This is a genomic window from Pseudoclavibacter sp. CFCC 11306 (assembly GCF_008831235.1).
Classification (GTDB): domain Bacteria; phylum Actinomycetota; class Actinomycetes; order Actinomycetales; family Microbacteriaceae; genus Pseudoclavibacter_A.
Genome location: NZ_WBKF01000002.1, coordinates 38,140 through 52,130 on the forward strand (window position 1 = coordinate 38,140; position 13,991 = coordinate 52,130).

Here is a 13,991-nt window from a genome sequence, read left to right on the forward strand (position 1 = left end):
ACCACTTCGTCCATGTTCGGCTCTACTTGTTCAGCCAGGTGCTGTAGAAGTCCGGACGGCCCACGGCCTCGGTCTTGAAGCCCTGCACGTACGACTGCAGGCCGAAGACCTGCGGCTCTTCGAAGATCGGCAGCACGTAGGCCTGCTCGCTGAGGTAGTCCTGCACCGCCTGGCTGGCGGCCTGACGTTCGGGAGCGGTGGGCTTCGACGCGACGTCCTGCAGCAGCTGCTCAAGGTGCGCGTCGCCGTAGCTGCCGTCGCTCTTGTTCAGGTTCAGCAGCGTGTTGCGGTTCTCGCCGGCGAACTGGCTCTTGATCACGTCGTAGTCGGCGCGGCCGACCATCGAGTGGTACACCTGCACGGTGTCCTGATCGAGCGACGCAGCGGTCTGCGCGGCGTAGTCGCCCTGATACAGGTTGACCTCGATGCCGATCTGCTTGAGCTGCTCCTGAATCTTGGTCACGACCTCTTTCGAGCGCGGCTGCGGCACGGCCTCGTTGAAGGTCAGCGACAGACGCTGACCGTCTTTGGTGCGGATGCCGTCGGCCCCCGGCGTCCAGCCTGCCTCATCGAGCAGCTGCTTCGCTTTGTCCTGGTCGTACACGTAGTGCGACGACTGGTCTTTGTAGCCGGCGGCGTTCTTGGCCAGAGACGAGGTCGCCAGCGGGTAGGAGTCGGTGAACAGCGAGTCGATGATGTTCTGGCGATCGACGCCGGCGATGATCGCCTGGCGCACGCGGATGTCGCTCAGACGCGGGTCGCGGAAGCGGAAGTTCAGACCGTTGTTGACCCCGTTCGTGGCGGCGGCCACAAGCTGCAGGCCGGCACCGGTGACCTGCGCCTCGTCGGGTGCGGCGATCTGCCGGGCGACGTCGGCCTGGCCGGCGACGAGTGAGCCGATGCGCACGCTGTCTTCGCCAGCGAGCACGAATTTGATCTGGTCAAGGTACGCACGACCCTGGTGCGACGCCGAGGGCGGGGCCCAGTTGTAGTCGTCTCGGGCCTTCAGCGTGAGCTGCGTGCCCACCTGCTCGTCAGACACCACGAACGGGCCCGAGCCGATCACGCCGGTGGCGTGGCCGGGGCCGAAGTCCTCGCTGCCCTTGTCGAGCGTGGCGTTGGCGAGCAGCCCCGCGTTCAGCGTCGACGTGGCCTGCTCGAAGCCCGGTGCAGGCGCCTTGAAGTGGAACTTCACGGTGTGCGCATCGACGACCTCGCCGTGGTCGTAGTTGTTGATCTGCTCCGAGGCGGTGAGTTTGCGCCCCTTGTCGCCCTTGCCGAAGAGATCGAAGTTCTTGACCACGTTGGCGGCGTCGAGCGGCGTGCCGTCCGAGTAGGTGACGCCGTCTCGCAGAGTGAAGGTGTATTCGGTCGCGTCGGCGTTGACCTGCGGCAGCGAGGTCGCGATCCAGGGCTTCAGCTCGAGGGTCTGCGGATCCTGGTACAGCAGACGGTCGGTGATGTTGTTCACGATTCCGCCGTTCGGGTACAGCCCCGCAGCAGGCGGGTACAGCCCGTTGAACGTCTGCGCCTCGAGATAGGTGAGCGTTCCACCCGTCTTGGGGTCGCCGACCGGCTGTGACGAGCCGGAGCCGCTGGAGCATCCTGCCAACAGGGCGACAGATGAGGCGACTGCAGCTGATGCGAGCAGCGCGCGACGCAGGCGAGAGGTGCGCATGGTGACTCCTTCGGGTTCTGGGAACTGGCTTAGTTCACCCGACAACGTTCGATCGCGCCACCTTTCGCGTCACAAACTGAAACAGTGCGACACTGGGTTTCGACGCGTACGTAAGGTTCTTCAGTGCACACCACGAATTCCCTCCTCTCTTCACGCGCGGCCGACACTCGCCCGGCTGCGGCCACTCGGGCATCCATCGCCGTCGTCGGCGTCGGCCCTCGCGGAGTCTCGCTGATCGAGCGTCTGGGTGCCGCCATCGGCGTTGCGCAGAGCGCACACCCGGCACAGACCCCCGCCCCCATCGATCTGCACCTCGTCGACGATCAGCAGCTGGGCGCCGGTCGCATCTGGCGCACCGATCAGACGCGCACGTTGTGCATGAACACGCTCGCAGGCGCCGTGACGCTCTTCACCGAGCCCGGCGCGACCGTCGAGGGGCCGGTTCGCGAGGGGCCCACGATGTACGAATGGGTGCTGCTCGCGCTCGACGCCGCACGCCGTGCGGGCATCGCGGCGACCGGGGATGCCACCTCGGCCGACCCCTTCGTCTCGGCGGATGCTGCGGCCGGGTTCGCCGCGCACGAACACGATGCGAGCGACACGGGCACAGCGGGCGCATCGCATCCGACGCATGCGCTGCACAGCGAGCAGCTCGCACAGATTTCTGAAGCGCATCGACGCGTCTGGGTGGAGCATCCGGCCGATCTGACCGCGCTGTCGCCGGTGCTCGACGAGATGGCCCGCACACGTCCCGAGTCGAACCCGACGCGTGCGCTCTATGGCGAGTACATCCGCTGGTGCCTGGACGTCGCCCTCGCCTGGCTGCCCGACAATGTGCAGGTGCACCGCCACCATGCTCGCGTCGTCGGTCTCGTCGCTGCGGGAGCCGAAGCGACCGGCATCGGTGAAATCGCCGGCGATGACGCCGACATCCTCACGCTCAGCGACGGCGAGCGCATCCGAGCCACGGCGACCGTGATCTCGGGCGGCTGGCTGCGCAACGCGCCCACCGTCGAGGAAGAGGCCCTGCGCCTGGCGACGCATCGGCACCCGGAGCTGATCTGGATCGCCCCGGACAACCCGATCGACCAGCCGCTCGAGAACGTGCCCGGCGGCGAGACCGCCCTCGTGCGCGGCACCGGCATGGGGTTCTTCGACGCGATGGCGCTGCTCACAATCGAGCGGGGCGGGCGGTTCGAGGTGACCCCCGAGACACGGTCGGGGCTCACCTACGTGGCCGGCGGCCGCGAGCCGAAGCTGCTCGTCTCGTCGACGCGCGGGTATCCGTTCCTGCCGAAGTCGGAGTACCACTCGCTGCCACCGAAGGCCGACCTGCATCGGCTCGGCGCGGTCGTCCGTCGGCTCGAGAACGAGGCGGCGGCCGAGGCCCAGACCGACCGTCTCGTCGGCAGCATCGACTTCGACGCCGAGGTGTGGCCCGCGATCGTGCGCGACGCCTATGAGGCGCACGCCCGCACGCTGGCGCGGGTGCGCCCACAGGCTCTGCTCGTCGACCTCACCGAGATCGTCCACCTGATCGACACCACCCCGGCCGAGTTCGCCGCGCTCGACGCTGCGCTGGCGCCGGTGATTCCGAACGAAGACGACCGGTTCCATCCGGATCGCCTGATCACTCCCCTGGCGGGCATCGACACTGCACCACAGACCGAGGCGTCCTCCGCCGACGGGCGCGATGTCGCATCCGCCGTCGAGGCGCTCACGCAGCTGATCGGCAACCGCCTCGTCGGCGACCTGCACGAGGCGGAACTCGGCCTGGACAGCCCGATCAAGGCGGGCCTTTGGGCGTTCAGCGCCGCACGCAAGCCTTCGTCGGTGCTCGGTCGCGGTGGGCGCTTCACTTGGGAATCGCGCTGCGGCCGTTACCACGATCTGATGAGCTTCGGCGGCATGATCGGTTCTGGGCCGCCCGCGTTCCGCAGTCGGCAGCTGCTCGCGCTGATCGATGCCGGTCTGGTGCACTTCGTCGGGGCGCACCCCACACTGACGATCGACGAAGGCGGCGACTCGCAGGGTCCTGCGTTCGAGCTGCGCTCGCCCACCACTGGTGGCGAGCCTCTGCGCGCCCGCACCCTGATCGATGCGTGGATGCACTCCCCCGACGTGCGCATCTCGGCAGACCCGCTGCTCTCGAGCCTGCGTGCGGATGCTCGCGTGCGCCCGCACGAGCTGCGCCGCGCCGACGGCACTCGTCTTGAGGGCATCGCCCCCGATATCGATGTGGCGACGGGCTTGGTCGTGCATGCCGACGGCGAACTCGATGCACGGGTGCACGTGGCGGGTATCCCGCTCAACGAGCTGCTCGGCGACGCGGTGATCAGCCCGATGCCCGGCACCGATCCGACGATGCTGCGCGAGACCGATCGCGTGGCTCGCAGTCTGGTGGCACAGGGGCTGTAGGGGCTGCGGGTCGGGGCTCAAGGCTCAAGGCTCAAGGCTCAAGGCTCAAGGTAAGACTTGCACTGCATCGTTTCGCCGCTGCCAGCACTTTTCCCGGTCCCCGCTCCTGCTGCTGCTAACACCGTTCCCGGTTCCCGCTGCTGCCAGCGCTGTTCCGGCCGCCAGCCTCCATCGAGCCATGGCAAATGCTCGGTCACCGCATCCAAACATGGAACTTGGCATGTCTCGATGGGCTACGACGACATCTGCCATGTCTCGACGCAGATGTGCGCACGTGGTGGCCCCGAAACGGCTCAGGCGTCGAAGGCGTCGGAGATGCGATCACCGAGCTCGATGCGCGGACGCACGTCGACATTGGCGATCTGAGTAGACGGCCCGGCATCGACAACGAAACGCACAGCACGAGCGATCTCTGCCGGATCGATGATCTCGTAGGCAGGCTTCGGCACGGCTGCAGAGGTCTGCGCAGCTTCGGCGTCATGGTTCATCAGGTGCAGCATCGGCGTATCGGTCGGGCCCGGGCTCACCGTGGTCACACGCACCCCGGCATTCGCCTCTTCTTTGCGCAGCGAGTCGACGACGCCGAAGAGCGCGTGCTTCGACATGGCATAGACGGCATTGCCCGGCTGCGGATTCGACCCTGCCCCCGAGTTGATGAACACCGCGATACCGTGACTCGCCCTGAGCTTCGGCAGCAGTGCCGCAGTGAGCGCCGCCGGTGCGCCGACGTTCAGAGAGAAGTGCCGCTGCCACTCTGCGGCCGGCGCGTCAGCCACCGAGTTGCGGCGCGCGATGGCTGCGGCGTGCACCACGACATCCACCCGATCGACGACGGTCGCCAGCTCAGCGATCGCGTCGCGTTCGCCTCTCATGCTGTCGGTGCCGCTGCCGCTGCCGTTCGCCTCGACACTGGCCGCGCCCTTGGCTCGGTCTGATGTGCCGCTGGACTCTCTGCCAGCCGCGCCGTCTGCGACATCACGCATCTCGGCTGCGACTCGCGCGTCGAAGACGGCGGCGAGGTCGGCGGCAAACGGCTCGGCCCCGTGCTCGTGAGCAAGCTGCCGCAGGATGCTCTGGTCACGCCCGACCGCGATCACACGATGGTCGCGGGCCAAGTCAGCGACGATCAGCCGCCCCATGCCTCCGGTGGCTCCGGTGACGATCGCGACCGGGAGGTCAACGCGGATGCTGTCTGCTGCGGTCTCTGCCATCTCTGCGGCCTTTCTCGTCACGCCCGTCTCGCCTGCCCCGCGACATCTCGATGCTCAGTGCTGGCCGTCATCAGCGGCCTGTCGGCTCACCGGTGCCGCCCACGCTCGAGCCGCCGCCCGAGTTGCCGTCACGGCGTGCGCTGCCACGCTGAGCACCGCGCTCAGCGCCAGACTGATCGTCGCGATGGGTGCCTCGTTGGGCGGCCGCACGATTGCGGGCCTCGTCCAGGCTCTGCGCGACGCGCTGCTCTGTCTGCCCCTCGCGCACGGCATCCTGCGTCAGCAGCGCGGTGCGAATCTCGTCGCCAAGCTGCGAGACTCCGCCCGGGGTGCCGGGCAGCAGCACGGTCGTCGCGCCGTTGCGGCCGAGTGTGGTCAGCGTGTCGAAGTACTGCGTCAGCAGAATCAGGTTGATGACGTCAGACTCTTCGATGCCCTCATGCCGCAGCTCGGCGATCGACGCATGCAGACCGTCGATGATCGCCTTGCGCTGGTTCGCGATGCCCTCGCCCTGCAGCTGCTTCGCTTCGGCCTCGGCTCGCGCCTCGGTGACCACGCGGATGCGATCGGCCTCGGCGAGATCCTGTGCGGCGACGCGTTCGCGCTGCGCAGCGTTGATGCGGTTCATCGCCGATTTCACGCTGGCGTCGGGATTGATATCGGTGACCAGCGTCTTGATGATCTGGTAGCCGAACTCCCCCATTTCGCCGGCGAGCGCCGCACCCACGGTCTGCGCGATGTCGTCTTTACGCTCGAACGCCTCGTCGAGCTGCAGGTTCGGCACAGTGGCCCGCACGGCGTCGAAGACGTAGCTCTTGATCTGGGCTTCGGGATCGTCGAGGCGGTACCAGGCGTCGGCGACCCGCTGCGGCAGCACCGCGTACTGCACCGAGACCAGCACGAGCACGAACACGTTGTCTTTGGTCTTGGTCTCAACCTGCAGGTCGAGCTGCTGCACACGCAGCGAGACCACGCCGGCCTTCTTCTCGATGAGTGGGATTTTGACGTTCAGACCTGGTTGTGCGATTCGCACGAAACGGCCGAAGCGTTCGATGATGGTGTTGGTCTGCGTCTGCACGGTGAAGAACGTGCCGAAGGCGAGCAGAATCAGAATGACGATGACGACGGCGAGAACGATGATTCCCATGGGATCACTTGCCCTTCAGGCTTCGGTGATGACTGGCCTCGCGCGCCGAGACGCTGCGGACCGCGGTTGCGCACATTGTATCGAAGCCCTCCGACAGCGTGTTGGCGCGCTGTGCCCGCCGCAGACGATGCACGCCACTCCGGCCTTCCTCCCTTCGTAGTCGGCAGCCTGCACGGCGACCGCATCCGCATCCGACGCACGAATTCACCACTCACCCAAGCGCGATGTTTCACGTGAAACATCGGCGATCAGGCCCGTACCGTTCAGCGACCGCACCGACAACGCCACGAGGAGGGCCATCCGCCCCACCTACTGCCGACCAAATCTTGACAAGCGCCTTGACCGACCCCCACTCGTTTGCACTGGACAACACGGCTGTGCTTCAGAAGTTGCTGATCTGCCTGTCACCACGCAGGCGACTCTGCCGACACCAGAAGCCGCATGTTCTCCTGAAACAGACCGTGGCGCCATTGCCTCCTCAGTATCCTGATCTAAGTAGTCGAGGGAACAACACCGGCAGTGGCTGCCGTGATTGAACTGCTTGAATCGTCAAGCGTGAAAGTCGGGAAGTCGGCGTCGGCGTCGGCCAGATGAAGATCACTGTCGGCGACAACTCACGACATAGTCTTCAACCGCAGGCCCGAAACATACTGCATTGGACGTGCGCTACACCGTGTGCGCCGTGCTCTGCCCGATTGTGTCGATAAAGACCGCTTGCTCGATAGAATCTCGGCATGTCCCGTGAAGGCCTCAGCACCGTCCCGAAATCTATGATCGGTCGTGTCTCTCTGATTCTGCAGGCATTCACGGTCACCGATCCAGTGCTCAGCCTGGGGGCTCTGTCGAAACGCACCGCCATCCCGAAGGCGACAGTCGCACGCATCACCCAAGAGCTGGTCGACACTGATCTGCTCGAACGTGTCGAGCACGGCTATCAGCTAGGCATGCGCTGCTTCGAACTTGGTGAGATGGTTGGCAGGTCTAAACTGCTGCGTCGCCTGGCTGTCGCAGCCATGTCTGACCTTCGACAAGCGACCGGCCTCACAGTGCAGCTCACGGTGCTGCGCGGTGGTGATCTGGTCTACATCGAGATTTTGCACGGCAGAAGCATCCCCGAGCATCTCCCCTCACGGGTCGGAGGACGCGTACCCGCACATGCGTCTGCTGCAGGCAAAGCGCTGATGGCATACTCCGACACAAGTGTCACCGCTGGATTGCTTGCCGGGCCATTGATGAAGCTCGGCCCGCGCACAATCACAGACACTGCGGTACTACACCGACAGTTTGCTGAGATACGAGCCACTGGTGTCGCATTCGAGGTCGCGGAATCCGCAGAGGGTGTCGCCTGTGTATCGAGCCCCTTGCTGCGACAAGACCGCTCACCCATTGCTGCCATATCGCTCACTGGACCGGCATCTGAGGGAGATATTCGTCGCTTCGCTCCAACTGTCTACGCGGCGACCCTCGGGTTGAACCGACAGATCCGCACAAATCCAGCACTTGGATCACTCTAAGCGTCATTGCATATTGCAAACACCTCGCAACACTAGGTCGCTTTGGCGACTCACTCCCTCTTGATCGCATACGATTTTCGTCTCACTCACCGAAACGTTCTTTGTCATCGTCATTGCCTGAAGTCACACAATATCTCAGCAGCCGCTCGCGTCGGCATCGTCTCGATTCCCCGAGGATAGGCGCAAGCGGCCAACACGAAGGAGTGTGTGATGAAAGCAGCGGTGATGCACCGACCCCACGAGCCCCTCGTCATCGAGGATCTCGATCTTGCAGCGCCCAGAGCCGGCGAGGTTCGCGTGCGAATCGAAGCTGCAGGCGTCTGCCACAGCGATCTGCATTACTGGATGGGAGACCTCGACGCACGACTGCCTCTGGTGCCCGGCCACGAAGGCTGTGGCATTGTGACGGAAGTCGGCGAGGGAGTTACCTCAGTAGCTGCCGGCGATAAGGTCGTTATGCTGTGGCGGCCACGCTGCGGACAATGCGAATACTGCCTGTCAGGGCAACCGGCGCTGTGTGACAAGGGCGCCGTACACGGCACGACCAACGAGCTCATGGGCGGAGGCACACGTCTCAGCCTGTCAGAAGCGCCACGGTATCACCTCATGGGCATCTCTTGCTTCGCGCAGGAGAGCGTGGTGCCCCAAGAGTCAGTAGTTCGCGTACCCCACGAGGTGCCAAGCGAGATCGCTGCTATCACGGGGTGTGCCGTCATCACCGGTATGGGCGTCGTGCTGAACCGGCTTCCAGACGTCACGGGCAAGTCCGTCTTGATCATCGGGGCTGGGGGCGTCGGACTTTCAGCTGTACTCGGAGCCCAGCTGGTCGGCGCACAGCGCATCATCGTCTCTGACGTCGTGCCGGCACGCCTCAATAAAGCGCTCGAGCTCGGTGCCACAGATGTGATCAACGCAGTCACCCAAGATGTCGTGGCCGAGGTGCAACGTCTCACCGGCACAGGAGCGCACTACGCCATCGAGGCAATCGGACGCCCCGGCACTATCAGCCAGGCCATTTTCAGTCTGCGCAAGGGCGGCAAAGCAGTCATCGCCGGACTCGGCGCCGTGGGAGACACGGCCGAACTGCCTATCAACCATCTCGTGCAGAATGGCAAGAGCATCGACGGCTCACTCTACGGATCGTCGAACACCCCCCTGCAAATCCCCGAGGTCCTCGATCTCTATCTCGCAGGCAGGCTGCCTCTGAATCAGCTCATCGACCAGCGGTTCTCTCTCGAAGACGTCAATGAAGCTCTGCACACCCTGACCGAGGGCGCCATCGGACGCCCTGTCATCATCCCCAACTCTCCTGCAAGCCTGCCCGTCTGAGTGCAGCCTCCCCATCCTCTGCAACCTCTGCAACCGGTGATCATCGTCGATCACCTCTCATCATCAAGGAGCCATAATGACAACGACGACCGCGAGCTCACCGAGCCCGACAGAGATTCCGCATAAAGACCGTACGCGCGCCCTATGGGGCAGTGCCATTGGCAGCACCATCGAGTGGTACGACTACTTCCTCTACGGCACAATGAGCGGCCTGGTCTTCGGACCGCTGTTCTTCCCCTCAAACGACCCTATCGTCAGTCAGCTGCTGGCCCTCGCCTCATTCGCGCTGGCCTTCCTCATTCGCCCCATCGGCGGCATCATCTTCAGCCACATCGGCGACCGCATCGGACGCAAACGCACGCTCGTCATGACGCTCACCCTCATGGGTCTCACCACCGTCGCAATCGGATGTGTGCCGAGTTACGCCACAATCGGCGTCGCCGCTCCAATTCTGCTCACACTGCTGCGTCTGCTGCAGGGCGTAGCACTCGGGGGTGAGTGGGGTGGAGGCCTGCTGCTGGCCGTCGAATATGCCCCGAAAGGCAAGCGAGGCTTCTACGGCGCAGTGCCACAGATCGGTGCGCTCCTGGGCTTGGCCCTTGGAAATTTCGCCGTGGTGCTGGCCGGATGGGTGTTCCCCGGCGACCTGTTCCTCTCGATCGGCTGGCGCATCCCCTTCATCGCTTCGATCGCTTTGCTGCTGCTCGGCCTGTGGATTCGTCACAAAGTCGACGAGACTCCGTCCTTCCGTGCCGTACAGGCCCAAGGAAAGCAGGAACGTGTGCCGATCGCCGCCACGCTGCGTCATCACTGGCGTGAGGTTCTCATCGCAACCGGTGCCAAATTCATCGAGACCTCGACCTTCTTCATCTTCGCTACATTCTCGATCACCTACGCGGTGAGCCTCGGTTATGAACGCAGCTTCGTGCTGAACATGGTGCTCATTGGCTCACTGCTCGGCGTCTCCGGCATGCTCTTCTACGGTCGACTGTCTGACGCGATCGGCCGCAAGAAGGTCTTCATGGGTGGCACCATCGCCGTGATCCTCTTCATCCTGCCGTACCTGTGGCTGTTCAACTCGGGCAATCCATTGCTGCTCGCCATCGGCATTATCGTCTCTTTCTTCTTGGTCTGGCCCACATACGGCTCGCTCATCGGCACGCTGCTGGCCGAAAGCTTCACGCCCGAAGTGCGCTACACCGGCGCATCACTCGGGTACCAGCTGGGTGCGGCAATCGTGGGCGGTCCTGCGCCGCTGATCGCCACCGCGCTGTTGGCCGCCTTTGGCGGCAACTACGTCCCCGTCGGCATGTTCGTCATAGCTTGCGGCGTCGTATCACTGATCGCTGTAGCCTTCGCCAAAGAGCGCTACAACCAAGATCTCGACGACCTGCCCGACACCCAGGCCCGAGCTGAAGAAGCACAATCGGCCACAACACCTGTATCGTCGATCCGCACCGAAGGTGTCGAGGCATGAACGACAACGCGACGCTACAGCGACGCCAGGCCCAGGTCGCTGCTCTGCGCGGGGCGGAGCCTTCGTTCGGCCTCTGGAACGCGGTCACTCCCACCGTCGCTCTCGAGCTCGCTGCCAGACAACATTTTGACTACGTCTGTGTCGACTGGCAGCACGGCCTGATCGACTACGCCGACGTTATTCAGAGCTTGATCGTGATCGACGCAGCGGGAAGCACGCCCATCGTGCGGGTGCCGGGCAACAACGCCAATGACATCGGCAAGGCCCTCGATGCGGGTGCAAGTGCGATCATCGTTCCGCTGATCAACACCGCCGACGAGGCACGTGCGGCCGTTCGAGCCACACGCTATCCGGTGTCGGGAGGCGCACGATCGTACGGGCCAATGCGCGCGGAGCATCTGCTCGGCGCAGATCCACGCACTGTTGACAAGACGGTCGCATTGTTCGTGATGATTGAGACCCAGCAAGGCCTCGACAATCTCGACGCGATCGTCTCGGTCGACGGCGTCGACGGCGTGTACATCGGCCCCTACGATCTCTCGCTCGGGCTTGGGGCACAGGTGCCGTTCGAGCCAGCCATACTGCCCAAGCTCGAAGCCAGTGTCGAGCACATCCGATCAACCGTCACGCAGGCTGGAAAGATCGCTGGCATCCACACACCAAACGGCGAGGCTGCGGCAAAGCGTGCCCAGCAGGGCTTCAATGTGATCACGGTGACGACCGACGTGAGTCTGCTCGCCGAGGCTGCCGCTGAACAGCTTGCTATCGCCCGCCAACGAGAGGACTGATCCCATGAACGCACATTTCACATCATCTTCAGAGATCTCCGATACCGTCACTCGTGCGGCGGAGGCCTCATTGACCTGGGCTGCTACCCCGGTCAAGCGGAGAGCTCAAGCCTTGGAGGCGATCGCTGGAGCTCTCGATTCCGCAGCCGACCAGCTCGTACCGATGGCCAAGCGTGAGACACACCTTACAGAAGGGCGTCTGCAAGGTGAACTGGTTCGCACGAGCTTCCAGCTTCGCCTGTTCGCCGAAGTAGTTCGAGACGGAGGGTATCTCGATTCTCGCATCGACCATGCGGACCCCGAGTGGCCAATGGGGGCGCGTCCAGACCTTCGACGCACACTGATTCCTATTGGCCCGGTCGTGGTGTTTGCCGCTAGCAATTTTCCATTCGCGTTCTCGGTGATCGGTGGAGATACAGCATCTGCGCTCGCTGCCGGCAACAGCGTAGTGCTCAAAGTGCACTCCGGTCACCCCGAGCTCTCACGGCTCACCGGTGAGGTGGTAGCCTCGGCTCTGCGCACGGTACAGGCGCCAGACAATCTACTGCAGCTCATCTACGGCACGGACGCTGGAGTCGAAGCGTTGACTGATCCCCGCATCAAGGCCGGCGCCTTCACGGGCTCGATTCCCGGTGGTCGCGCACTGTTCGACCTAGCCCAAAGCCGACCCGAACCCATTCCGTTCTACGGGGAGTTAGGCAGCCTCAACCCGGTCTTCGTCTCTCGCTCTGCTGCCACAGAACGTGCGGCAGCAGTCGTCGACGAGTATGTGAAGTCATTCACCTTGGGTGCAGGGCAGTTCTGCACAAAACCCGGATTACTGTTGCACCCCGCCGGCTCCGGAGTTCGCGATCTGCTTGAGCACGCACAGTTGCCTGATCCTGTTCCCCTTCTGAACGATCGCATCCAGCGGGGATTCGCTACCTCGCTCGCCGGCCTCGCTGCGCACCCCCATGTCGCGCCAGTGCGATTCACAGAATCAAGCACTAGCACTCCCCCAGCACCCAGCGTACTGGCCACGAGTGTGCAGGCGCTGATTGAGGATCCGACACTCCTCGACGAGGTCTTCGGGCCGGCGACACTGATTGCAGAGTATGAGCACGACGAGCAGTTGCTGCAGCTGGTTGAGGCGTTACCTGGTCAGCTGACTGCCACACTGATCGCGAACGAAAATGACACGCTGGCACCTCAGCTGATCGATGCCCTCAGTCGACGCGCCGGGCGCATCCTATGGAATGAATGGCCTACTGGGGTGACCGTGAGCTATGCGCAGCAGCACGGAGGGCCGTATCCGGCCACTACCGCGTCAATGAGCACCTCGGTGGGATCTGCGGCGATCAGCCGTTTCATACGACCTGTGGCGTACCAGAACCTGCCACAGTCATTACTGCCCGCCAACCTGCGCGATGAGGCTCGAACGACGCCTGCACTGGTCGACGGCAAGCGTGTGGAACGCGCCTGACTGTCTGTGTGGCCTGCCCGCGTGGTACCAATCGCATGGGCAGGCCGCACAAAGGCAACCGCCCCGCTCAAATGGCGCCAGTCGCAAGAGCCCCACGCGACCTCTCAGCTCGGCGTTCGAGCCGGAGATCTGGGCAGCATTTCGAGACTTCGGCTGTTCAGGGGGCACACCAAGCCAGACAGAATCGAAGCCGTTTCACCCACCGCAACGCTCACGTGCGGCCATTCCGGTGCAGCGATGCGTCACCGGGCAGTGTGCGGTCTAAGATCCGAAGAATTCTCGCACATTGATTCACGCCGCAACGTCAAAGGCGTCGAATCACGGCGATAGACTCCTGAACGCTACAGTGAGTCCATGACCGCTGAGACTTCCGAATCCACTTCTCCCGTCACCTTCTACGGTGCCGCCTGGTGCGGCGACTGCCGTCGCGCCAAGGCCCTGCTCGATGACCTCCACGTGACCTACGACTACGTCGACCTCGTCGCAACTCCCGAGCGAGCCGAAGACGCGAAACACATCAGCGGCCGCACCAACATCCCCGTCATCGCCTTCGCCGACGGCACCCACCAGGTCGAACCCTCGAATGCCGAGCTCGAAGCCAAAGTGCGCGAACTCGGGGTCGTGCCCGAGTAGGCTCGACACATGACGAAGAAACCCGCCTCGCAGGCTGCCGCATCCGCATCGAGAACACCTGCGTCGAGACGTGGCCGTGAGATCGCCGTCACCGTCGTCGGCATCACACAGATCGCTCTCGCGGCCATCGCCGCTGCCGACCTGTCTCATCGGCGCTCAGACGAGGTGCACGGGCCGAAGATGGTCTGGTCGCTCGCGTTGAACATCCCATGGGCAGGCCCGCTCTCGTACTTCGCGCTCGGTCGCAAAGACCCGACGTCTCTGCCCCGATTCAAGTGACCAGTTCTCTCGGCTAGACCGCACATCACGAAACGACGCCCCTGCTGCCCGCCCA

General features: G+C 64.0%; 11 protein-coding genes. 8 read left to right on the forward strand and 3 right to left on the reverse strand.

The annotated features are described in order from the left end of the window. Positions 1-22 precede the first annotated feature (22 nt). Positions 23-1,678, reverse strand: a complete 1,656-nt coding sequence (locus F8O09_RS07005) for a TIGR04028 family ABC transporter substrate-binding protein (protein WP_158054561.1) — start codon at positions 1,676-1,678, stop codon at positions 23-25. A gap of 123 nt (positions 1,679-1,801) precedes the next feature. Between F8O09_RS07005 and F8O09_RS10420 the strand changes: the two genes are divergently transcribed. Beyond that, complete coding sequence (locus tag F8O09_RS10420) at positions 1,802-4,096, forward strand: FAD/NAD(P)-binding protein (RefSeq protein ID WP_192497608.1); 2,295 nt, start codon at positions 1,802-1,804, stop codon at positions 4,094-4,096. Positions 4,097-4,389: 293 nt separating this feature from the next. Here the strand turns inward: F8O09_RS10420 and F8O09_RS07015 are convergent, their stop codons facing one another. Beyond that, a complete protein-coding gene (locus tag F8O09_RS07015) occupies positions 4,390-5,307 on the reverse strand; it encodes an SDR family NAD(P)-dependent oxidoreductase (protein ID WP_225732934.1) in 918 nt (305 codons plus the stop codon). A gap of 70 nt (positions 5,308-5,377) precedes the next feature. After that, the gene (locus tag F8O09_RS07025) at positions 5,378-6,454 is read right to left on the reverse strand and encodes an SPFH domain-containing protein (RefSeq protein WP_158054563.1); all 1,077 of its coding nucleotides are present in this window, start codon (positions 6,452-6,454) and stop codon (positions 5,378-5,380) included. 734 nt (positions 6,455-7,188) lie between these two features. Here F8O09_RS07025 and F8O09_RS07030 point away from each other — a divergent pair. The 7 genes from F8O09_RS07030 to F8O09_RS07060 all read left to right on the forward strand — a co-directional run bounded on the left by F8O09_RS07030 (position 7,189) and on the right by F8O09_RS07060 (position 13,936). Further along, the gene (locus tag F8O09_RS07030; RefSeq protein ID WP_158030456.1) at positions 7,189-7,968 is read left to right on the forward strand and encodes an IclR family transcriptional regulator; all 780 of its coding nucleotides are present in this window, start codon (positions 7,189-7,191) and stop codon (positions 7,966-7,968) included. Positions 7,969-8,193: 225 nt separating this feature from the next. Beyond that, positions 8,194-9,297 (forward strand): zinc-binding dehydrogenase, encoded by a 1,104-nt coding sequence (locus F8O09_RS10545; protein WP_412973588.1) that lies wholly within the window; start codon positions 8,194-8,196, stop codon positions 9,295-9,297. A 76-nt stretch (positions 9,298-9,373) separates the two neighbouring features. Continuing rightward, positions 9,374-10,774, forward strand: a complete 1,401-nt coding sequence (locus F8O09_RS07040; protein ID WP_158030454.1) for an MFS transporter — start codon at positions 9,374-9,376, stop codon at positions 10,772-10,774. Beyond that, positions 10,771-11,562 (forward strand): HpcH/HpaI aldolase family protein, encoded by a 792-nt coding sequence (locus F8O09_RS07045; RefSeq protein WP_158030453.1) that lies wholly within the window; start codon positions 10,771-10,773, stop codon positions 11,560-11,562. The genes F8O09_RS07040 and F8O09_RS07045 overlap by 4 nt, the downstream gene beginning before the upstream one ends. A 4-nt stretch (positions 11,563-11,566) precedes the next feature. Next, positions 11,567-13,024, forward strand: a complete 1,458-nt coding sequence (locus F8O09_RS07050; RefSeq protein ID WP_158054566.1) for an aldehyde dehydrogenase (NADP(+)) — start codon at positions 11,567-11,569, stop codon at positions 13,022-13,024. Between the two features lie 354 nt (positions 13,025-13,378). After that, positions 13,379-13,657 carry a glutaredoxin family protein gene (locus F8O09_RS07055; protein WP_158030451.1) on the forward strand — a complete coding sequence of 93 codons (279 nt, stop codon included), beginning with the start codon at positions 13,379-13,381 and terminating at the stop codon, positions 13,655-13,657. A 9-nt stretch (positions 13,658-13,666) separates the two neighbouring features. Next, positions 13,667-13,936, forward strand: coding sequence for a PLDc N-terminal domain-containing protein (locus F8O09_RS07060; RefSeq protein ID WP_158054567.1), 270 nt, complete (start codon positions 13,667-13,669; stop codon positions 13,934-13,936). Positions 13,937-13,991 lie beyond the last annotated feature (55 nt).